This window comes from Nocardia niwae NBRC 108934 = DSM 45340 (assembly GCF_001613465.1).
Lineage (GTDB): Bacteria > Actinomycetota > Actinomycetes > Mycobacteriales > Mycobacteriaceae > Nocardia > Nocardia niwae.
This window is the reverse complement of record NZ_BDCK01000017.1, coordinates 25,071-47,820: the sequence shown is the minus strand read 5'-3', so window position 1 is coordinate 47,820 and position 22,750 is coordinate 25,071. Positions and strand designations below refer to the sequence as shown.

18 protein-coding genes are annotated in these 22,750 nt (G+C 69.7%); 11 read left to right on the top strand and 7 right to left on the bottom strand.

Annotated elements, in window-relative coordinates:
- The first annotated feature begins 98 nt into the window (after positions 1-98).
- The 7 genes from NNI01S_RS09155 to NNI01S_RS09125 are packed head-to-tail and all read left to right on the top strand — an operon-like array spanning position 99 to position 13,379.
- Positions 99-6,425, top strand: coding sequence for a type I polyketide synthase (locus tag NNI01S_RS09155; RefSeq protein ID WP_063019853.1), 6,327 nt, complete (start codon positions 99-101; stop codon positions 6,423-6,425).
- A complete protein-coding gene (locus NNI01S_RS09150) occupies positions 6,422-7,843 on the top strand; it encodes an aminotransferase class I/II-fold pyridoxal phosphate-dependent enzyme (protein ID WP_063019540.1) in 1,422 nt (473 codons plus the stop codon). Before NNI01S_RS09155 ends, NNI01S_RS09150 begins: the two co-directional genes overlap by 4 nt.
- Positions 7,840-9,852 (top strand): CRTAC1 family protein, encoded by a 2,013-nt coding sequence (locus NNI01S_RS09145; RefSeq protein ID WP_218019170.1) that lies wholly within the window; start codon positions 7,840-7,842, stop codon positions 9,850-9,852. The genes NNI01S_RS09150 and NNI01S_RS09145 overlap by 4 nt, the downstream gene beginning before the upstream one ends.
- Positions 9,849-11,072: an RnfABCDGE type electron transport complex subunit D gene (locus NNI01S_RS09140; RefSeq protein ID WP_174554382.1), complete on the top strand. Its 1,224-nt coding sequence runs from the start codon at positions 9,849-9,851 to the stop codon at positions 11,070-11,072. The genes NNI01S_RS09145 and NNI01S_RS09140 overlap by 4 nt, the downstream gene beginning before the upstream one ends.
- Positions 11,069-11,563 carry a flavin reductase family protein gene (locus NNI01S_RS09135; RefSeq protein WP_063019536.1) on the top strand — a complete coding sequence of 165 codons (495 nt, stop codon included), beginning with the start codon at positions 11,069-11,071 and terminating at the stop codon, positions 11,561-11,563. Before NNI01S_RS09140 ends, NNI01S_RS09135 begins: the two co-directional genes overlap by 4 nt.
- A 40-nt stretch (positions 11,564-11,603) precedes the next feature.
- Positions 11,604-12,566: a DUF1702 family protein gene (locus NNI01S_RS09130; protein WP_063019535.1), complete on the top strand. Its 963-nt coding sequence runs from the start codon at positions 11,604-11,606 to the stop codon at positions 12,564-12,566.
- Positions 12,567-12,575: 9 nt separating this feature from the next.
- The gene (locus NNI01S_RS09125) at positions 12,576-13,379 is read left to right on the top strand and encodes an SDR family oxidoreductase (RefSeq protein ID WP_063019534.1); all 804 of its coding nucleotides are present in this window, start codon (positions 12,576-12,578) and stop codon (positions 13,377-13,379) included.
- A gap of 62 nt (positions 13,380-13,441) precedes the next feature.
- Here the strand turns inward: NNI01S_RS09125 and NNI01S_RS09120 are convergent, their stop codons facing one another.
- Complete coding sequence (locus NNI01S_RS09120; protein WP_063019533.1) at positions 13,442-13,879, bottom strand: DoxX-related protein; 438 nt, start codon at positions 13,877-13,879, stop codon at positions 13,442-13,444.
- Between the two features lie 96 nt (positions 13,880-13,975).
- Here NNI01S_RS09120 and NNI01S_RS09115 point away from each other — a divergent pair, with 96 nt between their 5' ends.
- The 3 genes from NNI01S_RS09115 to NNI01S_RS09105 all read left to right on the top strand — a co-directional run bounded on the left by NNI01S_RS09115 (position 13,976) and on the right by NNI01S_RS09105 (position 15,847).
- Complete coding sequence (locus NNI01S_RS09115; protein WP_063019532.1) at positions 13,976-14,545, top strand: TetR/AcrR family transcriptional regulator; 570 nt, start codon at positions 13,976-13,978, stop codon at positions 14,543-14,545.
- 86 nt (positions 14,546-14,631) lie between these two features.
- On the top strand, positions 14,632-15,000 hold the full coding sequence (locus tag NNI01S_RS09110) for an SUKH-4 family immunity protein (protein WP_063019530.1): 369 nt from the start codon (positions 14,632-14,634) through the stop codon (positions 14,998-15,000).
- A gap of 304 nt (positions 15,001-15,304) precedes the next feature.
- Positions 15,305-15,847, top strand: a complete 543-nt coding sequence (locus tag NNI01S_RS09105; RefSeq protein WP_157114669.1) for a hypothetical protein — start codon at positions 15,305-15,307, stop codon at positions 15,845-15,847.
- A gap of 59 nt (positions 15,848-15,906) precedes the next feature.
- On the opposite strand, the gene NNI01S_RS09100 is transcribed toward NNI01S_RS09105, so the two are convergent.
- Together NNI01S_RS09100 and NNI01S_RS09095 are read right to left on the bottom strand one after the other, a co-directional pair.
- Positions 15,907-17,199, bottom strand: a complete 1,293-nt coding sequence (locus NNI01S_RS09100; RefSeq protein WP_063019852.1) for an MFS transporter — start codon at positions 17,197-17,199, stop codon at positions 15,907-15,909.
- Between the two features lie 286 nt (positions 17,200-17,485).
- Positions 17,486-17,758: a TetR-like C-terminal domain-containing protein gene (locus NNI01S_RS09095; protein WP_281180613.1), complete on the bottom strand. Its 273-nt coding sequence runs from the start codon at positions 17,756-17,758 to the stop codon at positions 17,486-17,488.
- A gap of 14 nt (positions 17,759-17,772) precedes the next feature.
- Between NNI01S_RS09095 and NNI01S_RS09090 the strand changes: the two genes are divergently transcribed.
- Entirely contained in the window at positions 17,773-18,492 is a 720-nt protein-coding gene (locus NNI01S_RS09090; RefSeq protein ID WP_063019526.1) for an SDR family oxidoreductase, read from the top strand.
- A 9-nt stretch (positions 18,493-18,501) separates the two neighbouring features.
- On the opposite strand, the gene NNI01S_RS09085 is transcribed toward NNI01S_RS09090, so the two are convergent.
- From NNI01S_RS09085 to NNI01S_RS09070, 4 genes are read right to left on the bottom strand one after another with little or no spacing between them, the layout of a single operon-like run.
- Positions 18,502-19,296, bottom strand: coding sequence for a 3-oxoacyl-ACP reductase (locus tag NNI01S_RS09085; RefSeq protein ID WP_435825022.1), 795 nt, complete (start codon positions 19,294-19,296; stop codon positions 18,502-18,504).
- Positions 19,293-20,651: an aldehyde dehydrogenase family protein gene (locus tag NNI01S_RS09080; protein WP_063019522.1), complete on the bottom strand. Its 1,359-nt coding sequence runs from the start codon at positions 20,649-20,651 to the stop codon at positions 19,293-19,295. Before NNI01S_RS09080 ends, NNI01S_RS09085 begins: the two co-directional genes overlap by 4 nt.
- Positions 20,648-21,394: a gamma-glutamyl-gamma-aminobutyrate hydrolase family protein gene (locus tag NNI01S_RS09075; protein WP_063019521.1), complete on the bottom strand. Its 747-nt coding sequence runs from the start codon at positions 21,392-21,394 to the stop codon at positions 20,648-20,650. The genes NNI01S_RS09080 and NNI01S_RS09075 overlap by 4 nt, the downstream gene beginning before the upstream one ends.
- Positions 21,375-22,739 carry a glutamine synthetase family protein gene (locus NNI01S_RS09070; RefSeq protein ID WP_084488659.1) on the bottom strand — a complete coding sequence of 455 codons (1,365 nt, stop codon included), beginning with the start codon at positions 22,737-22,739 and terminating at the stop codon, positions 21,375-21,377. Before NNI01S_RS09070 ends, NNI01S_RS09075 begins: the two co-directional genes overlap by 20 nt.
- Positions 22,740-22,750 lie beyond the last annotated feature (11 nt).

Sequence of the window (22,750 nt, the reverse complement as noted above, 5' to 3'; positions counted from 1 at the left end):
TATCGGCGTCGCGATTCCGGTTGTCTCCACGCTGTTTCGACGACGTCGGCGAGGAAAAGGCCGACGTCATCGAATACCTGAGCATCAGGGGATTTTGCATGCCCAATGTAGCAATTGTCGGTATCGGCTGCCGTTTTCCAGGCGGCATCGACGGGCCGGACTCGTTCTGGGACCTCGTCGTGCACAAGGGCGACGGGATCGTGGAAGTACCGGCGGACCGATGGAACCTGGCGAAGTTCTACGACCCGGACCCCGACGCGCCGGGCCGGATGTACACCAGGCACGGCGGATTCCTCACCCAGCCGCTGTGGGATTTCGACGCCGAGTTCTTCGGCATCTCCCAGCGCGAGGCGTCGATCATGGATCCGCAGCAGCGGCTGCTGCTGGAGGTCGCCTGGGAGGCGCTCGACGACGCGGGCATGGCGGGGCGGGTCAGCGGCCGTGAGGTCGGCGTGTTCGTCGGCGGCTTCATGAACGACAACGCGTTGGTGCGCAGCGGCTCGGTGTCGCGGGCCTCGATCAACAGCCACAGCCCGACCAGCTCGTCGCACACGCTGCTGTCGGCCCGCATCGCGTTCCTGCTGGATCTGCTCGGGCCCACCATGACCATCGACACCGCCTGCTCGTCCTCCCTGGTCGCGCTGCACCAAGCGGTGCTCGCGCTGGAGTCGGGCGAGTGTGAGACGGCGATCGTCGGCGGCGCCAACGCGATGCTGCGGCCCGAGGCGTTCATCTCCATGTGCAAAGGCCGGTTCCTCGCGGTCGACGGCCGGTGCAAGTCCTTCGACGCGGCCGCGGACGGTTACGGCCGCGGCGAGGGCGCGGGCGCCGTGGTGCTCAAGCAGCTGGACGCGGCGGTGCGCGATCGCGACCGGATCTACGCGGTGGTTCGGGGCAGCGGCGTCAACCAGGACGGCCGCACACTGGCCATCCCGGTGCCCAACCCCGTCGCGCAGGAGGCCCTGGCCCGGCGGGTGCGCCGGCTCGCGGGCATCGACGCGCACGACATCCGCTATGTCGAGGCGCACGGCACCGGCACGCCGGTGGGCGATCCGCTCGAATTGGCCGCGCTCGGCGCGGTGTACGGCGCGGTCGAGGGCCGCGACGAGCCGTTGCCGGTCGGGTCGGTGAAGAACAACATCGGGCACACCGAGGCCGCCGCGGGCGTCGCGGGCGTCATCAAGGCCGCGCTGACACTGCACCACGGCGTCATCGCGCCACAGCTGCGACTGGACAATCCGAACCCCGAGATACGGTTCGACGAACTGCGGGTTCGCATTCCGCTGGAGACCGAACCGCTGCCGAACGACGACGGCCGCGCCGCGGTGGCGGTCAACAGTTTCGGCTACGGCGGCACCAACGCCCATGCGATCCTCACCCGCGCGCCGGAAGCGCCCGCGCCCGCCGAGGCCGCGCGCGGCCCGATCACCGTGCTGCCGCTGTCGGCCCGCAACGAGACCGCGTTGCGCACGATGGCCGCCCAGCTGCACGACCTCACCGAGACCACCCCGGTAGCGGCGGTGACCGAGGCGGCGTGGGTGCAGCGCGCACACCATCCGCTGCGCGCCGCGTTCGCCTACCGCGACGCCGGTGATCTGCGCGCCCAGCTCGCCGATTTCGCGGCGGGCGCGGGGAAGTCGCCCGCCAGGGCGCTCACCGACGGTTCCACCCAGCCGGTGTTCGTGTTCAGCGGCATGGGCCCGCAATGGTGGGGCATGGCCCGTGGCCTGCTCGAGGCGGGCGGGCATTTCGCCGCCGCCGCGCGGGAGATCGACGAGGTCTTCCGCGAGATCGCGGGCTGGTCGATCATCGAGGAACTCCTGCGCCCCGAAGCGGAATCGCGGATCACCAGCACCGCGTACGCGCAGCCGGCGAACTTCCTGGTGCAGGCCGCGCTGGTGGCCGAACTCGCCGAACTCGGCATCCGCCCCGCCGCGGTCGTCGGCCACAGCGTCGGCGAAGTCGCCTCGGCGTATGTCTCGGGCGCGCTGTCGCTGCGCGACGCGCTGCTGGTGAGCCTTCACCGCGCCCGGTTACAGGCCACCACCGCGGGCACCGGCGGCATGCTCGCTGTCGGGCTGCCGGAGGAGCAGTTGCGCGAGCGCCTGGCCGGCGTGCCCGGCGTCTGCGTCGCGGCGATCAACAGCCACTCCGCGGCGACGCTGTCCGGCGACCTGGCCGAGTTGGACCGCATCAGGGAAGAACTCACCGAGGAAGGCGTGTTCGCCAAGGCGCTGCGCGTCGAGGTGCCCTACCACAGCCACCTCATGGACCCCATTCTCGGCGATCTCACCGCGGCGCTGGCCGAACTCGCTCCGCGACCCGCGCGGGTGCCGATCTGGTCCACCGTCACCGGCGCCGAACTGTCCGGACCCGGCTGGGACGCCGAGTACTGGTGCCGCAACGTGCGCGAGCCGGTGGCGTTCGGCGCGGCCGTGGACAGCCTGCTCGACGCCGGGCACCGGGTCTTCCTGGAGGTCGGTCCGCATCCGGTGCTCAGCGGAAACATCAAAGAGGCGTTCGTGCGCCGCGGCCTCGACGGCGCGGCGATCAGCACCCTGGCCCGCAACGCCGACGACCGGGAGAACCTCCTGCGCGCGGTGGGCGAGCTGTACCAGGTGGGCGGGCTGAACACTACGCAGGCGCCCGGCGCGCCGGAAACACCCGCCGCGCATCTGGATCTGCCCCGCTACCCGTGGCAGCGCCGCAGGCTCTGGATCGAGGACCCCGCGATCGAGGCGGATCGCGTCGGAGCCGTCGACGGCTACGTCATGCTCGGGCAGCGCACCGCGGCGTCCGCGCCGGAGTGGGAGGTCGAGCTGTCCGTGGCCGCGTTGCCGTGGCTGCCCGATCACGTTGTGGACGGATCGGTCGTGCTGCCCGGCGCGGCTTATCTGGACGCCGCGCTCAGCGCCGTCGCGGTGCGGACCGGCCGCGCCACTTTCGGGCTGGAGTCGGTCCAGTTCGTCGCGCCACTGGTGATCGCACGCCATGACGTGCCGGTCCTGCGCCTCACGGTCGAGGAGACCACCCACCGGTTCACCCTGCGCTCGCGCGCCGCCACCGCGACCACCTGGACGGTCAACGCCTACGGCAGGCTGATCGAGGCGGACGTCGACGCGCGCACCATCGACCTGACCCCGACGGCGGACGCGGTGGACGTGACCGCGGCGACCCTCTACGACGGCCTGGCCGCGCACGGCCTGGCCTACGGTCCGAGCTTCCGGCTGATCACCGGCGCCCGCGTCGGCGCCGACTCCGTGCTGGCCCGGCTCGATCTCACGCCGCTGGCAGGCAGCGCGCCGAGCCTGCCGCATCTGGCCCATCCCGCGGCGGTCGACGCCGCGCTGCAGTGCTTCGCCGCCTTGTACGCCCAGACCGCGCGCGGCGCGAGCGTCGTGGTGCCGTCCTCGGTCACCGGGGTGCGCTGGACCGGGCCGCTGCCCGAGCGGGCGGTCGTGCTGGTCCGCCGGGTGGGCGGCGACCCGCTGTGCGCCGACATCACCGTCGCTTCACCGGAAGGCGCTGTCGCGCTCACCCTTTCGGGCGTCCGATTTGCCAGGCTGGCCGCCGAGCCGGATCTGCACGATCAGCTCGACGGCCTGTTCTACGAACCGGTGTGGTCCATCGTCGACGACACCGCGACCGCCGACGAACCTGTGGCGGGCGAGGAGTTCTTGCTCGTGGTCAGCCTCGGCAGCACCGTCTCCCAGCGCGCGAAGGAGATCGCCAGCGCCCGTGCCTCGTCGGAGATCCTCACCCTGGACCCGGACGAGACCGGCGCCTCGGATCATGTCCTCGCCGCTCTGCGCGCCGCCCAGCAGCGGCCCGGGGTGACGCGCGGCCGGCTCGTGGTGGTGTCCGGCGCCGAGTTGGATGCGGTGCCCAATGCCTACGGCCTCGCCCTGGTGGCCAAGGCGGTCGGCGAGCTGGTGGTCGGCGAGGAGGACGACGACGCCCCGGCGGCCGAGGTGCGCGCGGTGGTGGTCACCGAGCAGGCGTTCTGCCTGCCGGTCGACGCCTTCGCGCATCCCGCGCAGGCCGCGCTCACCGGCGCCCGGCGCACACTGCGCAACGAGCAGCCCGCCGTGCAGTGGCGGCTGGTCGACACCGAACCGGCCACGCGCGCCGCCGACATCGTCGAGCAGGTGTTCGGCGACGGACGAGCCGACGAGGTCGCGTTGCGGGCGGGCGCGTGCTGGGCGCTGCACCTGCGCAAGTCCCTGCGGGAGCATCTGGCGGTCTGGGACGAGGCCGCGCCGCTGACCGACCCGGAAAGTTCCTTCCGCTTGGAGATCCCGCGGTCCCGGCTGCTGTCGGATCTGGCGTGGCGCGCGGTCGATCGCGTGCCGCCGGGCCCCGGCGAGGTCGAGATCCGGATGGACGCGGTCGGCCTCAACTACAAGGACGCGCTCAAGGTACTCGGGGTGCTCACCGAAAAAGAGCTGGCCGGAACGTATTTCGGCACGGAACTGGGCATGGACGGTTTCGGCGTGGTGGAGCGCGTCGGTCCCGGCGTGACCGAGGTCGCCGTCGGCGACGAGATGTCGGTGTGCGCCAGAGATCTGGTTCGCCGGTACGTCACCCTCCGGCCGGACGAGGGCGCCACGATGCCCCTCGACTACCCGGACGTCGTGCTCGACCCGTGCCACTCCACCTCGGTGCTGCCCTTCCTCACCGCCGAATTCGCCTTCGGTGAGCTCGCCCACCTGCAATCGGGTGAGACGGTGCTGGTGCACGGCGCGGCGGGCGGCATGGGCATGGCCGCGGTTCAGGTGGCGGTGCGCCTCGGCGCGCGGGTGATCGCGACCGCGGGCTCGGACGAGCGCCGCGCGGTCGCCGCGGCGGCGGGCGCGCACGAGGTGGTCAACTCGCGCTCGATCAGTTTCGTCGACGAAGTGCTCGCGCTGACCGGCGGACGCGGCGTCGATGTGGTCTACAACTCTTCCCCCGGCGAGATCCTCCAGCAGAACCTGCGAGCGGCCGCCGAATTCGGCCGGATCATCGAGATCGGCAAGGCCGATATCTACGGCGGCGGCGCGATCGATCTGCGCCCGTTCGACCGGAACCTGTCGTTCTTCGCCGTGGACATGGACCGCGCCTTGGCCGTGCGCCCCGAACTGGTCCGCCGCGCGGCGCGCCGGGCGATGGACGCGCTGAACGACGGCACCTACGACTACCTGCCCTACACCGCCTTCCCGATGTCCTCGGCCGCCGAGGCGTTCGAGACCGTGGTGCGGTCCAAGCAGATCGGCCGGGTCGTGCTCGACTTGCGCGAACCGAGACCGACCGTGCTGGCCGAGCGGCCGGGCCTGCCGATCGATCCCGAGGCCAGTTACCTGGTCACCGGCGGCTTCGGCGCGTTCGGCCTGGCCATCGCGCGCTGGCTGGCGCGGATCGGCGCGCGGCGCCTGGTGCTGGCCGGGCGCAGCGGCGCCACTGGGGACGCGGCCCGCGCGGCGGTCGCCGAAATCGCCGCCTCCGGTGTGGAAGTGGTCGAAGAACGCCTGGACATGGCCGATTACGACGCCGTCGCCGCGCTGGTCGAGCGCGTCCGAGCGAGCGGGCACCCGCTGCGCGGGGTGTTCCACGCGGCCGGTGTGGTGAACAACCTCGAGGTACCGCAGATCACCGCCGAATCGCTGGCGGAGATCTTCGGGCCCAAGGTCGCCGGAGCGGTCAACCTGGACACCGCCGTCACCGCCGCCGACATCGAACTCGACATGTTCGTACTGTTCTCCTCGGCGAGCAGCATCGTCGGTATATCCCCCCAATTCGGCTACGCGGCAGCCAATTCCGTGCTGGACATGATCGCCGCCGCCCGCCGGGCCCGCGGCGCCGCCGCACTGGCGGTGAACTGGGGTTTCATGAGCGGTGGCGGCGGCATGGCCGACTACGAGGCGGTCAGCCGGTATGCGGAGATGACCGGCTACCGCTCGGTGGACATGGACCTGGCCACCGACCTGCTCGGCGAGTGCCTGCGGCTGGACCTGCCGCAGATCGTGCTGTTCGACGTGGACTGGAGCCAGTGGGCGCTGGCGCATCGCCCGTCCACCCGCACCCCGCGTTTCGCCGAGCAGGTGTCGGCCGCGGGCGGCGGCGCGTCGGGCGCGGGCGCGCTGCGGGCGGAGATCCTCCAGCTCGGTGTCGAACAGCGCGGCGAGGTGGTGGCCTACCTGCTCGCCGAGCAACTCGCGGCGGTGCTGGGGGTGGACGCCGAGACGATCGACCTGAACACCCCGCTGCCCGAACTCGGCATGGACTCGCTGATGGGCATGGAGTTCGGCGCCCGCGTGGTGCAGGTGCTCGGCACCCAGCTGTCGGTGCTCGCGGTGATCGGACTGACGTTGCGCGGGCTCGGCGCGCGAATTGCCGAGCAGATTGCCCAGGAAGAAGAACGCGCGGCGAGGAGCGAGGACGAATGACCGGCAACAACAGGGAACTGGCCCGCGCACTGCTGGCCAGGCACGCGAGCGGCGAGCACGGCGCCGCTCCGGCGGCGGCCGACGGGGCGCGGGACACGAACGGTTCCGCCACCGCGGCCACCGTGCACGGCGCCGGCGCGCCACGCGGGGTCGCCCACACGTCCTTCCGTGATCATCCCGGCGTACTCGAAGCAGGGCAGCGGTTCGGGCGGTTCGACAAGTGGGTCAACCAGGTCGGTCTGGTCAACCCCTACTACCTGCCGCACGAGGGCGTCAGCGGCGCGGTGACCCGGATGGCCGACCGGGATGTGGTGAATTTCAGCAGCTTCGGCTATCTGGACCTGGCCGCCGACCCGCGGGTGCGACAGGCGGCCAAGGACGCGATCGACCGGTACGGCACCTCCGCCGCCGCGGTCCGCATCGTGGCGGGTGAACTGCCGCTCTATCGCGAGCTGGAAGCCGAGATCGCCCGGCTCTACGACACCGAGGCGGCACTGGTGACCGCGAGCGGCTACCTCACCAACGCCGCCGCGGTCGGATTCCTGCTCGGCAAGCGCGATCTCGCGGTCTGCGACGCGCTCATCCATCACAGCGTGGTCTCCGGCACGGAGTGGTCGCGCTGCAAACGGGTTTCCTTCCGGCACAACGATCCCGAGTCGCTCGAAGCGATCCTCAAGATGTCGCGGCGCAGCTTCGACCGCGCCATGGTGATCATCGAGGGCCTCTACAGCATGGACGGCGACGTGGTCCGGTTGCCCGAGATCATCGAGGTGGCCCGGCGCTACGACTGCTCGATCATGATCGACGAAGCGCATTCGTTCGGCACGCTCGGCGCCACCGGGCACGGGGTGCGCGAGCTGTTCGACCTGCCCGGCGACGCCGTGGACGTATGGATGGGCACGCTGTCCAAAGCGCTCGGCAGCGTCGGCGGCTATCTCGCGGGCAACCGGGAGCTGGTCGACGGATTCAAGTACGTCGCAGGTGGTCTCAGCATGTACACCGCCGCGCCGGCCCCGTCGGCCATCGGCGCCGCGCTGGCCGCGCTCGAGGTCCTGCGCGACGAGCCGGATCGCGTGACCAGGCTGCGGCACAACAGCGAGTACTTCCACCGCCGCGCCGAGGAATACGGCTTCGACATCGGCGCCTCGGAGGATTCGCCGATCATCCCGGTGATGACCGGCGCCGACGAACCGGCCGTCCTGGCGGCGCTGGCCATGCTGCAGCGCGGGTTCAGCGTGAACGCCATCACGCACCCGGTTGTCCCGGCCGGGGAGGCCAGGTTGCGGTTCTTCATCAACTGCAGGCACACCGAGCAGCACATGGACCAGGCGCTGGCCACGCTGCGCGAGGTGCTCGACGGACTCGCGGACACCGCGGGACAGCAATTCACACTCGCCCATGAGGAGCAGCACTCGTGAAAATTCCCATCAACCGATCCCTCCTCCGAAAAGCGGTGGTGCCCGGGGTGGCCCTGCTGCTGATGGGCTCGCTCTTCATTCCCGCGCGGTCGGCGCTGCTGCCCACCTACGACGAAGCAGGTGGGCCGATCGCGAGCAAGTTCGACTTCACCGCGATGCCGATCGCGCTGCCCAAGGGACTGCCGACCGATCGCAAGATCCGCGAGCTGCGCGAGCCCTACAAGCACCTGTCGGCCTGGATCTCGTCGGTCGGCGCGGCCATCGCGATGAACGATTTCGACGGCAACCGGCTGGCCGACGACCTGTGCGTGGTCGACCCCCGCTCGGACACGGCGTTCATCACGCCGACGCCGGACAGCAACACCGGCCGGTACGAGCCGTTCGTGCTCGACCCGAAGCCGCTGCCCGCCGACTCGTCCACCGTGCCGTCGGGCTGCATTCCCGGCGACTTCAACGGTGACGGCAGGCTGGACGCCCTGGTGTCGTACTACGGCCGCACGCCGATCCTGTACTTGCAGCGCGCCAACGCGACCCGCCTGGACGCCAAGGCGTTCCGCCCGATCGACGTGGTCCCCTCCCCGAACACCCCGGACGGGCACTACGAGGGCGAGCGCTGGATCACCGCGGCGGTCTCGGTCTCCGATTTCGACGGCGACGGCAAGCCGGACATCTACCTGGGTCAGTACTTCAACGACATGGACGTGCTCTCCAAGGAGGGCCAGCTCGCGCTGTGGATGACCGACTCGCTGTCCAACGCGCGCAACGGCGGCAAGGACCGGATCTTCACGCTGGCCTCCGCCAAGTCGGGCGACGAGCCGACCGCCGACTACCGGGAGGTGGCCAACCCGTTCCCGATCGGCATGGACACCGGATGGGCGCTGGCCGCCGCCGCGTCCGACCTGAACGGCGATCAGCTGCCCGAGCTGTACGTGGCCAACGACTTCGGGCGCGACAGGCTGTTCGTCAACAAGTCCACACCTGGTCAGATCCGCTTCGGCTTCGCCGAGGGCGAGCGCGGCATCACCGAGCCGAAGTCGTATGTGCTCGGCCATGATTCGGACAAGGGCATGGCGGCGGATTTCGGCGACCTGAACGGCGACGGCATGCCGGACCTGTTCGTCAGCAACATCGCCGTGCGCTTCGCCCTGATGGAAGGCCACTTCGCGTTCTACAACACCGCCAAGGACACCGCCGACGCGGCACGTCAGCTCGCCGAGGGCGTCGCGCCGTTCAAGAACCGCGCGACCGACGTCGGCCTGGCCTGGGAGACCTGGGGCTGGGACGCCAAGATCGACGACTTCGACAACGACGGTCGCAACGAGGTGGTCCAGGCCACCGGGATGATCAAGGGCGACACCAACCGGTGGCCGCAGATCCAGGAACTCGGCACCATGAACGACAACCTCACCAAGTACCCGTGGTCGTGGCCGATCATCGGCGCGGACGCGGATCTGGCGGGTAGCGATCCGGTCGGCTTCTTCAGCCGCGGTGACGACGGCAAGTTCGCCAACCTCACCCACGCCCTCGGTATGGACACCCCGGTGCCCTCGCGCGGCATCGCGGTCGGCGACACCTCGGGCAACGGCGCGCTCAGCTTCGCCGTCGCCCGCCAATGGGGCGACCCGACCTTCTACCACAACAACAAGGCGAAGGGCGGTCAGTTCCTCGGCCTGAAGCTGTTCCGGCAGGCGTGGGAGGGGACCGCGACCACGAACACCATCGCCGGTCTTCCCACGCAGGGCGTTCCGGCGGTGGACGCGCAGGTCGAGGTCCGCACGCCGGACGGCCGTTTGCTCAGCAGCCACCTCGACGGCGGCAGTGGCCACACCGGGAAGCGCGCCACCGAGGTGCACATCGGTCTCGGCGACGTCGACCCGGCCGCCCCGTTGAATGTCACGATTCGCTGGCGGGAGACCAACGGCACCCCGCACGAACAGTCCCTCCAGCTCGCGCCGGGCTGGCACACCATGAACCTCGCCTCGGATGCGCAGGAGGTCAAGCAGCGATGAGCGACAACGACAAGGCTCCGGCCGAGGCGACAGGCGCCTCGAACGGGCATCACGAAACGTCGGCGATCGAAGGCAACGGCAACGCCGCCCACGGCAGTTCCGAGGGCAACGGCGCGGCCCCGGAGGGCAGAGCCGCCGTGTCATCGGAAAACGGTCACGGGACGAGTAGCACTGCGGCCGAACGCATCTCGGCGGTACAGCGCTCGGGCACCGAGTTCGCCAAGGAATGGGTGGAGAAGCCCGCCGCCACGAAGGACCCGCGCTACCTGGCGCTGCGCAACTTCGCCATCTCTATCACCATCTTCAATCTGATCGGTTTCCCGTTGCTCGGCTTCGAGCAGCCGTTCCTCTGGCCGTTCATCGCATTGGCCACCGCCTATTCCACCGAGATCGGGCTGGAAGTCCTGGCGGCCTGGGCGTACAAACGGCCGCCCGCCTTCCGGGGCCGGGGGCCGCGCGGGCTGTTCGAGTTCCTGCTGCCCGCGCACATCACCGGTCTGGCGTTCAACTTCCTGACCTTTGCGCACGACAAGCTGTGGCCGGTGATCTTCGGCATCGTGGTCGCGGTCGGCACGAAGTGGGTGCTGCGCGCCAAGATCAACGGCAAGATGCGCCACTTCATGAACCCGTCGAACTTCGGCGTGGTGGTGTGCTTCCTGGTGTTTCCGATGATCGCGGTGGCCCCGCCGTACCACTTCACCGAATACATCACGGGACCGGCGGACGCGCTGATCGTGCTCGGCCTGCTGATGACCGGCACGATGCTCAACGCCAAGCTGACGCTGAAGATGCCACTGATCATGGCGTGGGTGGGCGCGTTCGCGCTGCAGGCCATCGTGCGCGGGCTCATCGAGCCGAACATCTCGATCCTCGGCGGTCTGAGCGTGATGACCGGCCTGGCGTTCGTGCTGTTCACCAACTACATGGTCACCGACCCGGGCACCACGCCGTCGGGCAAGAAGCAGCAGATCATGTTCGGCGCCTCGGTGGGCATCATGTACGGCGTGGTCACCGCGCTGCACATCTCCTACGGGTTGTTCATCGCGCTGGTCGTCGTCTGCGGCGCTCGCGGCGTCTACTGGTGGGTCCGCGGCATCGCCGAATGGTGGCAGCAGCGCGGCGCGGCGCCCGCGGCAGCGGAGCAGCCGGTGGTGGCCGACGACCTGGAGGCCGACATAGCGCGCGAACCCGAGCCCGCGAAGGAGGCTGCCCGCTCATGACCGACCGCGCCGAGCTGCGCCGCGTGCTCGGCGCTTTCACCACCGGTGTCACCGTGGTCACCACCGGGTGGCCACGGCCGCACGGCATGACCGCCAACGCGTTCACGTCCGTCTCGCTGGATCCCCCGCTGATCCTGGTGTGCGTCGCCCACACGGCGCGCCTGCACCGGACGATCCACGAGGCGGGCGCGTTCGCCGTTTCGGTGCTGTCGGCCGACCAGGAGCCGGTGGCCCGGTACTTCGCCGACTCCGCGCGCCCCGACGGCAGCGCGCAATTCGACCAGGTCGAGTGGTCACCGGGACCGCATACCGCGGCGCCGATGCTGGCGCACGCGGCCGCGGGCCTGGAGTGCAAGCTCGACAACGTCTTCGACAGCGGTGACCACAGCATCGTCATCGGCGAAGTACTGCACGCCGAACGCGATACCCGACTGGCCGCCACGGGAGCGCTGACGTTCTTCGACGGCGGCTTTCGCCGTTTCATCCTTTGACCACGCCCCCGAAAGACTCCTCCGACGATTGGAGAACCCCATGCCCTCGCCGTTGGGTCCGCTGCGCGCGGCCCTCTTCGTCCCCAGTCCGGCCAGTGTCCGCCAGGTGCTCAGCGGATTCGAGCAACCCGACCAGCACACCGCGCTCGAACTCGAGCAAGTGACCATGCACCTGGTCGGCGGCATCGACTCCGCGGTCCGCAGCTCGGACAACGACGAGCTGATCGCCACGCTGCTGCAAGTCCCGCCGAAATACCGCGGGTTCGCCTATGAAGGCGCGGCGGTCGGCCTCACCGCGGTCGACTCCCTCTCGCCCGGTCGGCGCGCCGCCGATCTGATCGACGGACCTGCCAGTGAGTACGCGTTGACCATGTACGTCGGGGTCGGCCTCGCCATGGCGAAGATCCCGAAGATCCGGTGGAAGAAGCTGTTTCCGCAGCACCCGCTGTTCCGCTGGCTGGCCATCGACGGCTACGGCTTCTACAAGGCGTTCTTCCAGATGCAGCGCTACGTGCGGGACAAGCACGTGGAGAGCCGCTACCCCGGCTGGCTCGGCGACCGCGACAACCTGAAGCGCATCGCGGACCAGGGTATGGGCCGCGCGCTGTGGTTCATCGGCGGCGGCAGCCCGGCCGGCGTCGTGCGGCTGATCGGCGAGTTCGAGCCGCGGCGGCACGCGGATCTGTGGAGCGGCGTCGGCATCGCCGTCACCTTCGCGGGCGGTGTGGAACCGGCTGCGATGGAGGAACTCTGGGACGAGGCCGGTGAGTTCCGGCCGCAGCTGTCGCTGGGGTCGGCCATGGTCGCACGCATCCGCCGGCAGACCAACAGCGTCAACGAGCACAGCGAGGCGGCGGCGCAGGTCTTCTGCGGCACCAGCGTGGCGAAGACCGACGCGCTGATCGAGAGCTCGCTCGACGGCCTGCCCGACGACGGCAGCTCCGGCACCTACCTGCTGTGGCGGGACCGGATCGCCGACATCGTCACCACCAGCCGGGCCTGAGCCGCCGCGATGGCACGGGTCAAGGACTGGGTCGGCAAGCATGTCGTCGTCACCGGCGGGTCGGAAGGGATCGGCGCCGCGGTGGCGGAAGTCTTCGCGCGGCGCGGCGCGCAGGTCTCGATCATCGCGCGCCGGAAACTCCCATTGCGCGACACCGCGAAACGACTGGGCGCGGATTGGGCCACCGCGGACGTGGCGCGTCCGGACCAACTCGCCTCGGCCATCACGCAATTGGAGCAGCGCAACGGTCCGTGCGAGGTCATCGCCTGCTGCGCGGGACTGGCGCTGCCCGGGCGGTTCCTCGAAGTGGACGCCGGTGAGTTCGAGGTGCAGATGTCGGCGAACTATCTCGGCGCGGTGCATGCCGTGCGGCAGGTGCTGCCCGGCATGGTGCAGCGGGGCGGCGGGAAAATCCTGCTGGTCAGTTCGACGTCGGCGTTTCTCGGGATCACCGGTTACACCGCCTACGGCCCGACCAAGGCCGGCATCCGGCAGCTGGCGTTGTGCCTGCGCTATGAAGTCGAGCCGAAGGGCGTGGACGTCACGGTGATCTATCCGGCCGACACCGACACGCCCGGGCTGGCCATGGAGAACCAGCGAAAACCGGTGGAGACCAAGGCGATCACCGGATCGATCGAGCCGATGCCCGCTCTGCGGGTGGCCGAAGCCGCAGTACGGGGCCTGGAACGCGGACGCCACCACATCGCCATCGACCCGCTGACACGGTTCTTCCTGGCCTGGGCGAACCTGCCCGAGGATATGGCGCGGCCGTTCATGCGGCGCACCATCGCGAAGGCGCTGCGCGGCGACTGAACGCCGAACGCGAAGGCCCGCTCGCACATCGGAATTCGATGCGCGAGCGGGCCTTCGCCATGTCAGCCGACGATGATGATCACGCAGGCGGCGATGAAGAGCAGCTGAACCAGCGCCCGCAGCGGCAACGGCATGGTCTTGATGCCCAGTTCGGCGCGGGCGGCGCGAACGTTGGCCGGGAACAGCGTCACCAGCAGCGCGATCAGGCAGGCAGCGGCCAAGTCGGCGGTGGCCGGGATCAGTACGCCCGCCGCACCGGCCAACTCCAGCACGCCGGTCAGCGTCACCAGCGCGGGCGCGTTCGGCAGCCGCGGCGGCACCATGGCGATCAGGGCGTCGCGGCGCGGCTGGAGGAAGTGCGCGCTCGACGTGAGGGCGAGCATCGCGGCCAGCCCGAGCGCTGTCGCGTGCGCCCACGAATCGAGCCAGCCGTTTTCGGTCAGCCAACCGGCGAGCCGGGCGAGGGCGGTGACGGCGACGAGGACAACCAGCGGTGCCATCGGGATCTCCTGTGCATCGAAGTAATCTTGACAGTGGAAAGATTAGGTCCGCGTGCCAAACTTGTCAATGTCTAGATCTTCGGTCACCATCGAGGTATGGCGAAGGACGGCTATCACCACGGAGATCTCCGCGCGGCACTGCTGAACGCGGCCGCCGAGCGGATCGCCGCCGACGGCGTCGACGCGCTGTCGCTGCGCAACCTGGCGCGGCACGCGGGCGTCTCGCATGCCGCGCCCGCTCACCACTTCGGCGACCGCGCGGGGTTGCTCACCGCGCTGGCCACCGAGGGTTTCGAACTGCTGGCCGCGCAGCTCGCCCGAGCCGGCGAGGATTTCCGCGAAGTCGCGGCGGCATACATTCGCTTCGCCCGCGAGCATCCCGGGCACTTCGACGTCATGTTCCGCGACAGCCTCTTGCACGCGGAGGACGCGGCGCTGCGCGCCGCGCGAGAACGTTCCGCGACGGCGCTGCGCTCCGGCGTCTCGGACATCCAACCGGGCCGCAGCCACGACCGGCAGCAGGCGACCCAACTCGCCGCATGGTCGCTGGTGCACGGTTTCGCTTCGCTGTGGCGCGAAGGGGCACTGCATAATTCATCACTGGCCGCCGATTCCGATCCGGAGGTCCTGGCCCGCAAGATGTTGTCCGCCATCCGGTTCGACTGACCGGAAACCGGCTTGCGCCGAGCCGCCACCGTGCTATCCAGAGACCCGGAAGGAGCGGGCGGCCACTCCCCGGCTGCCATCGACACATGGACATCCACGCCTACCCGACCGAGGCGACCACACCGGTGGACCTGACCGAGGCGCACCGGATCGCCGACCACCACCTCGCCAACGGCGACTACACCGATCGCGGAATCACCTACCGCCTCACCGAATTCGACACCTGCTTCGTCGCCGTCGCCACCTTCCCCCACCCCCCGCACGCCGAACCGGACAGCCCGCTGGTGATTGTCGGCGGTTCCGTCTGCGTCATCGACAAACCCACCGGCGCGATCTCCTACTGGCCGACCTACCCCGCCGACATGGTGGCCGACCAGTACACGACCGCCTTGCAAGACGGCCACCTGATCATCGAAGACGGCTGGCCGGAAGACGACGACCCCGCCGCCGGGTAGGTACTCGCCCCCTGCGCTGGCGCGAATCGAAAGCTCTGCGGCCATTGACAACTGAAAGTCGGCACACGAGCATGATCAACGGCATCGTCCATCGGCCAGATCAGGCGGGCGTCGAGCTTTCGAAACCGATGCGGCTACAGGAGGCAGCTCCATGGGGGACAACGAGCCCGGCGCGGATACACGTGAGACAGAGCAACCTCGGCAGCAGGAACACGCCGAGCGGAGGAGCTGGGTTCGGCGGCACTCCGGGACGATCCTCACCACACTGCTGTTCCCGATCGTTTCCGGGTTGATCGTCTTGGGGGTGGAGAAGTTCACCGATGACGACGACTCCGCCGCGCGGACTTCGACGTCGGCTCAGCAGACCACCGGCAGTGACAGTCCGGACGACCGCGCGCCGTCGCGCGCTACCTCTGCCGCACCGACGACATCTCCGGCCGCTTCACCGAACGACGTCCGATGGACCGGCACGATGAACCTGACCTACCTGGATTTGGACTCCGTCCCGCCGCGCGTGCTGTCCAGCAACAGTGGCGCCAGCGCATGGGTCAGCTACGATCGCGAGGCCCACGGGGGGTTCACCGGGGCCACCCTCTACGGCCTCGGCGGCGGGTTCTTCACGACAAAGCCCACTCTCGCCCTGTGGACCACCCAGGCCGCTCCCACCCGGCAACAGTGCGCGGACCTCGTAGCCACCCAGGGCGCCGAAACCCTCCCGGTCACCAAAGACAGCGCCTATTGCGTCAAAACCGCCGCAGGCCGCACCGCTTTCCTCACCGGCATCTCGGTCAATAACGCAATTCACGCCTACACGGCCTCGGTGACCGTCTGGTCGGCGACGCAGTAGCCGACATCTCCAGCCGCACCGGCCCAGAACGGCGGGTGGCGCGGTCGGGGGGCGGCGGCTCAGAACGCCGGTTGGGCGGGTAGATCCGGGTTCGGGGCAGGGTCGTCCGGGGTGGGGTCGCCCGCGTCGGGGACTTCGGTGCCGCGTAGGGAGGTGCCTGCGGTTTCGCGCAAGTAGTTCCAGGCGAACAGGCCGATCAGGGACGCGCCGACCATGTAGACGGCGGGGAACAGCGACCAGCCGGTGGCCTCGATGACGGCCTCGTTGATCAGCGGGGCGGTGCCGCCGAAGATCGCGGTGGAGACGTTGTAGGCCAGCGCGAAGCCCGCGTACCGGACGTGGGTCGGGAAGATCGCGGGGAAGGTGGAGCTGATGGTGGACAGCTGCGGCACGTACAGCAGCCCGAGCACGATGAAGCCGAGGATCGCCCAGGCGGTGCCCTGCCCCATCAGCCAGTACATGGGCACCGCGAGCACGGCCAGACCAATCAGGGAGAACAACCACATCGGGCGGCGGCCGACGCTGTCGGACAGCCCGCCGAAGAAGGGCAGCACCAGCATCATCACCAACTGACCGAGCAGCATCATAGCGGTGGTGGCCGATTCGCCCATGCCGATGGTCTTCTGCAGATAGGTGGGCTGGTAGGTCAGCAGGGTGTAGTTCACCACGTTGAGCGCGACCACCAGTCCGGCCAGCGTGAGAGTCTCACGCCGGTAGGTGGTCAGCACTTCGCGCAGGCCGCCGGGCGGACGCTTGTGCTCGGCCACTTCGGTGAACACGGGGCTCTCGTCCAGCCTGGCCCGCAGGTACCAGCCGGTCAGACCGAGCGGGACGGCGATCAGGAACGGGATGCGCCAGCCCCAGTCGTGCATGGCGTCCGAACCGAGCGCGAGCTGGCAGACCAGCACGGTCGCGGAGCCGCCGACGAAGCCGGCGAGGGTGCCGAATTCCAAAAAGCTGCCGAGGAATCCGCGTTTGCGGTCGCTCGCGCATTCGGCGAGATACGTCGCGGCGCCGCCGTATTCGCCACCGGTCGAGAAGCCCTGCACTACGCGCAGCAGGATGAGCAGGATCGGCGCGAGCACACCGACTGACGCGTGGGTGGGCAGCACTCCGATGGCGCCGGTGGCAGCGGCCATCAGCAGGATCGTGGTGGCGAGCACGGCTTTGCGGCCGATCCGGTCACCGAGCGGACCCCACACCATGCCGCCGAGCGGCCGGAGGACGAACGAGATGGCGAAGCCGAGCATGGTGCCGAGCGTGCCCAGTTCCCCGGGGAAGAAGGCATCGGTCAGGTACGTCGCCGTGGCGGCGTAGACACCGTAGTCGAACCATTCGGTCGCGTTGCCCATGGCGGAGGCTGCCACGGAACGACGCAGCGGGAAACTCTCCGATGTTCGGTCGGTCACGTGCACGTCCTCTCCAGTCCGTACACGGACCTCGGTTCGTTCCACCTCTGGTCCGGACAACCGAAGGTGTGGCACGAAACAGACCGATACCCAGGATTCGCCCCCGGCAAACAGTCACGGGCTCACGAACGCGCCGAAGCGCCCACGCTGACCTGCCGCTACACAGCCAATTGTGATGCCGGTCACACCATCTGCCGACGGCGCCGGAACCCGTTCCCGGCTGCGGGCTTCATCCCCGCCCGAGCATGGCGGCGATGCCGGCCGCGACCTCGCGCGCCAGTCCACCGTCGACCGGCGCGTGCCGACTCAACAGCCGATACCACATCGCCCCGAACGCGAAATCCACCACGAGATCCAGGGGCACCGTCTCGGCGAACTCACCGTTGTCCACGCCGCGCCGCAACAGTGCGCGCAACACGGTACGACGCGGGCCGATCACGGTGTCCTGCAATCGCTTCGAGAGCGCGGGATCGCGCTGCGCATCGGCCATCAGGCCGACCAGCGCTGGAGGGTGTTGTGCGCAACCGAGTCGTCATCGTCGGCGGGACATCGGGCATCGGCCTGGCCACCGCGCGCAGGCTCGCGGCCCACGGGCACGACGTGGTCATCGGCGGTCGCGACGCGCGCCGGCTGGAGGCCGCGCTCGCCGAACTCGGCGAGAACGTCACCGGCCGGACCGTCGACGCGCGGGATGAAGCCGAACTGGCCCGGTTCTTCGCCGCGACGGGACCGATCGATCACGTGGTGGTGACCGTCACCGGGCCGTCGGGCACGACGCCGTTGCGCGAGCTGGCACTCGACCACATGCGCGGGCACGTCGAGGGCAAGCTGCTCGCGCACACGGCCGCGACGCAGGCGGCGCTGCCGCATCTGGCCGTGGGAGGCTCGATCACGTTGGTGTCGGCGGCCTCGGCGGGCGGTTCGATGCCCGCCACCGCCGCGCTGGCCGCGGTGAATTCCGCGGTGGAGGCGATGGTTCCGGTGCTGGCCGTCGAACTGGCGCCCCTGCGGGTGAACGCGGTGTCCCCCGGCGTGATCGACACCGACTGGTGGAGCTTCCTGCCCGACGACGCGCGCGCCGAGGTCTTCGACTCGATCGCCGCGGCCACGCCGGTGGGCCGCGTCGGCACCGCCGACGACGTGGCCCACGCGATCGAATTCCTGGTGGCGAATTCGTTCACGACAGGGATCGTGGTGCGCGTCGACGGCGGCGCCCGGTTGGGAGCGCCGAAATAGCGCGCTGTCCTACAGCGGCGTCACATACGCGCCCGCGATGCCACCGTCCACGAGGAACTGCGACGCGGTGATGAACGAGGAATCGTCGCTGGCGAGGAAGGCGACGGCGGCGGCGATCTCCTCCGGCTCGGCGAACCGGCCGAGCGGAACGTGCACCAGCCGCCGCGCGGCGCGTTCGGGATCCTTGGCGAACAGTTCCCGGAGCAGGGGCGTGTTGACCGGTCCTGGACACAGCGCGTTCACCCGAATGCCGTTGCGGGCGAATTGCACTCCGAGTTCCCGGCTCATCGCCAGCACACCGCCCTTCGATGCGGTGTAGGAGATCTGCGAGGTCGCGGCGCCCATCACCGCGACGAACGAGGCGGTGTTGATCACCGACCCCTTGCCGCGCTCGAGCATGTGCCCGATGGCGTACTTGCTGCACAGGTACACCGACGTCAGATTGACCTCTTGGACGCGCCGCCACGCGTCGATGCCGGTGGTCAGGATGGAATCGTCCTCCGGAGGGGAGATGCCCGCGTTGTTGAACGCGATGTCCAGCCCGCCGTAGGTGTCGACCGCGGTCTGGAAGAGGGCCTCGACCTGGGTTTCGTCGGTCACGTCCACCTGGACGTACCGCCCGCCGACCTCCTCGGCCGCCGCCTGGCCGGTTCCGGCGTCGATGTCCGCGACCACCACCTTCGCCCCCTCCGCCGCGAAGCGACGGACCGTGGCCAGACCGATACCGCTCCCGCCGCCGGTGACGACGGCGACTCGGTCCTGTAAGCGCTGCAACGTATCTCCTGTCGGATGTGCGGGTGTCACGTGGCGAGGAAGACGTTCTTGGTCTCGGTGAAGGCCGACGCGGCGTCCGGCCCGAGCTCGCGGCCCAGCCCGGACTGTTTGAACCCGCCGAACGGCGTCCAATACCGCACGGACGAATGCGAGTTCACCGACAGGTTGCCCGCCTCCACTCCGCGGGCCACGCGCAGCGCCCGGCCGACATCCCGGGTCCAGATCGAACCGGACAGGCCATACTCCGTGTCATTGGCGATGCGCAGGGCGTCGGCCTCGTCGTCGAACGGCAGCACGGCGACCACCGGGCCGAACACCTCCTCGGTGAGCACCCGGTCGGTGGGCGCGCCGGGCAGCACCACGGTCGGGGGATACCAGAACCCGGGCCCCTCGGGCATGCTTCCGGTGAACGCCACCTTGGTCGACGGCTGCACGAACGCGGCCACCCGCTCCCGGTGCGCCGCCGAGATGAGCGGACCCATCTCGGTGGATTCGTCGGACGGGTCACCCACCCGCACCCCGCGCACCGCGGGTTCGAGCAGCTCGAGGAATCGATCGAACACGCTGCGCTGCACCAGGATTCGCGAGCGGGCGCAGCAGTCCTGCCCGGCATTGTCGAAGACGCCGTAGGGCGCGGTGGCCGCCGCCTGCTCCAGGTCGGCGTCGGCGAACACGATGTTCGCGCTCTTGCCGCCCAGCTCCAGCGTCACCCGCTTCACCTGCCGCGCGCAGCCCGCCATGATCTGTGTGCCCACCTCGGTGGAACCGGTGAACACCACCTTGCGGACGGCGGGGTGGGTGACGAAGCGCTGCCCCACCACCGACCCTTTGCCGGGCAGCACCTGGAACACGCCCTCGGGCAGGCCCGCCTCGAGCGCGAGTTCACCGAGCCGCAGAGCGGTCATCGGGGTGAGCTCGGCGGGCTTCAGCACCACCGTGTTGCCCGCGGCGAGCGCGGGCGCGAATCCCCACGCGGCGATCGGCATCGGGAAGTTCCACGGCACGATCACCCCCACGACGCCGAGCGGCTCGTGGAAGGTGATGTCGACCCCGCCCGCGACCGGAATCTGGCTTCCGAGCAGCCGTTCCGGCATCCCGGCCGCGTAGTGCAGGACGTCGCGGACGTTGCCCGCCTCCCAGCGCGCGTTGCCGATGGTGTGCCCGGCGTTGGCGACCTCGAGCAGGGCGAGGTGCTCCAGGTCCGACTCGACGGCCTCGGCGAACCGGCGCAGCAATCGCGCCCGGTCCCCCGGCGCCACCTCGCGCCAAGCGGCCGAGGCATGCTGCGCGCGGGCGATGGCCGCGTCGGTCTCCGCTTCCCCGACTAGTTCGACGGTGGTGACCACCTGTTCGGTCGCCGGGTTGACCACCTGCGCTGTCGTCACCGGTCACGCTCCCTTCGATAGGTGTCCGCCGCCGCGACCAGTGCCCGCATCAACCGGCGATCGGTCACGTCGGCCTCCGGATGCCACTGCACACCGACCAGGAACGACCCGTCGGTGGTCTCCGCGGCCTCGATCGTCCCGTCGGCGGCGTACGCGGTGGCGGCCAAGCCCTCGGCGAGCCGGTCGACGGCCTGGTGATGGTGGCAGTGCACTTTCAGCTCCGGCCCCGCCAGCCGCGCGACGCGGCTGCCCGCGATCGTCAGCACCCGGGTGGCGGTGAATCCGCCCTCGACGCCGGAGTGCTCCTCGTGACCGACGACGTCGGGCAGATGCGGGATCAGGGTGCCGCCCAGCGCCACATTCGCCAGTTGCAGCCCCCGGCACACCGCGAGAATCGGCATCTCCGCCGCCCTGGCCAGCTCGAACAGTCCGAACTCCGATTCGTCCCGGTCCGGCCGGGTGTAGCCGGGTATCCCGGACGACGGGCCACCGTAGCGAGCGGGATCGACGTCCGCGCCGCCGGTCAGCACCAATCCGTCGAGCCGCCGCACCAGCTCGGCACGCGCGACGCCCGCGGGTGGCAGCAACACCGGGATGGCGCCCGCGGTCGCCACCATCTCGACATAGGCGTGCGGGAGGACCGCGCCCGGTAGATCCCAGGCATTGAAGCGGACCTGTTCCACATAGGTGGGCAGGCCGATCACGGGACGAGCTCCCGCGACCTCAGAGTCGTTCGAAACCACGGATACGCTCCCAGTCGGTGACCGCGGCGTCGTAAGCGTCCAGCTCGACCCGCGCCGCGTTGCGGTAATGCTCCACTACATCATCACCGAAGGCCGCGCGGGCCACCGCGCTGTCGCCGAACAGCTGGGCCGCCTCCCGCAGCGTCCCCGGCACCCGGGGGCGCTCGGAGCGGTAGGCGTTGCCGTGGAATTCCGGCTCCAGCGGCAGTCCGCGATCCATGCCGTGCAGTCCCGCCGCGATCAGGGCGGCCACCGCCAGGTACGGGTTCACGTCCCCGCCGGGCACCCGGTTCTCGAACCGGAGCGAATGCTCCTCGCCGACCACGCGGACGGCGCAGGTCCGGTTGTCCCGGCCCCACGCGATGGCGGTCGGCGCGAAGCTTCCGGCGACGAATCGCTTATAGGAGTTGATATTCGGCGCCAGCAGGTAGGTGAACTCGCGCAGGCAGTCCAGCTGGCCCGCGATGAAGTGCCGCATCAGCGTCGACATGCCGTCCGCGCCGTCGCCCGCGAAGACCGGCTCCCCCGAGGCACCGCGCAAGCTCAGGTGGATGTGGCAGGAATTGCCCTCGCGCTCATTGTATTTCGCCATGAACGTGAGGCTGCGGCCGTCCTGGGCCGCGATCTCCTTCGCGCCGGTCTTGTAGATGCTGTGGTTGTCGCAGGTGACCAGCGCTTCGTCGTACCGGAACGCGATCTCGTGCTGGCCGGGGTTGCACTCGCCCTTGGCCGACTCGACGTACATTCCCGCGCCGTCCATCTCCTTGCGGATGCGGCGCAGCAAGGGTTCGATCCGCCCGGTGCCGAGCATCGAGTAGTCGACGTTGTACTGGTTGGCCGGTGTCAGCGCGCGGTACCCGGCGTTCCAGGCCGCCTCGTAGCTGTCGTCGAACACCAGGAATTCCAGTTCGGTCCCGACGAACGCGCGCAGCCCGCGCTCGGCCAACCGGTCCAGCTGCCTGCGCAGCACCTGGCGCGGCGAAGCCGCGACGGGCCGTCCCTCCGGCACCACGTGCTCGACGTCGCACAACACGAGCGCCGTGCCCGGCCACCACGGCGTCGTCCGCAGGGTGCGCAGGTCCGGGCGCAGCACGACGTCCCCGTACCCGGTCTCCCAGGAGGACAGCGCGTACCCGTCGACGGTCGTCATGTCGACGTCCACCGCGAGCAGGTAGCCGCACGCCTCGGTGGCGTGCTCCACCACTTCGTCCAGGAAATATCGTGCCGCGCAGCGTTTCCCTTGCAGCCGTCCCTGCATATCGGTCATGGCGACCAGCACCGTGTCGATCTCACCCGTGTCGACCCGGTCCCGCAATTGCGCCACACTCAACATCCCGCTACGCATCCACGACCCCT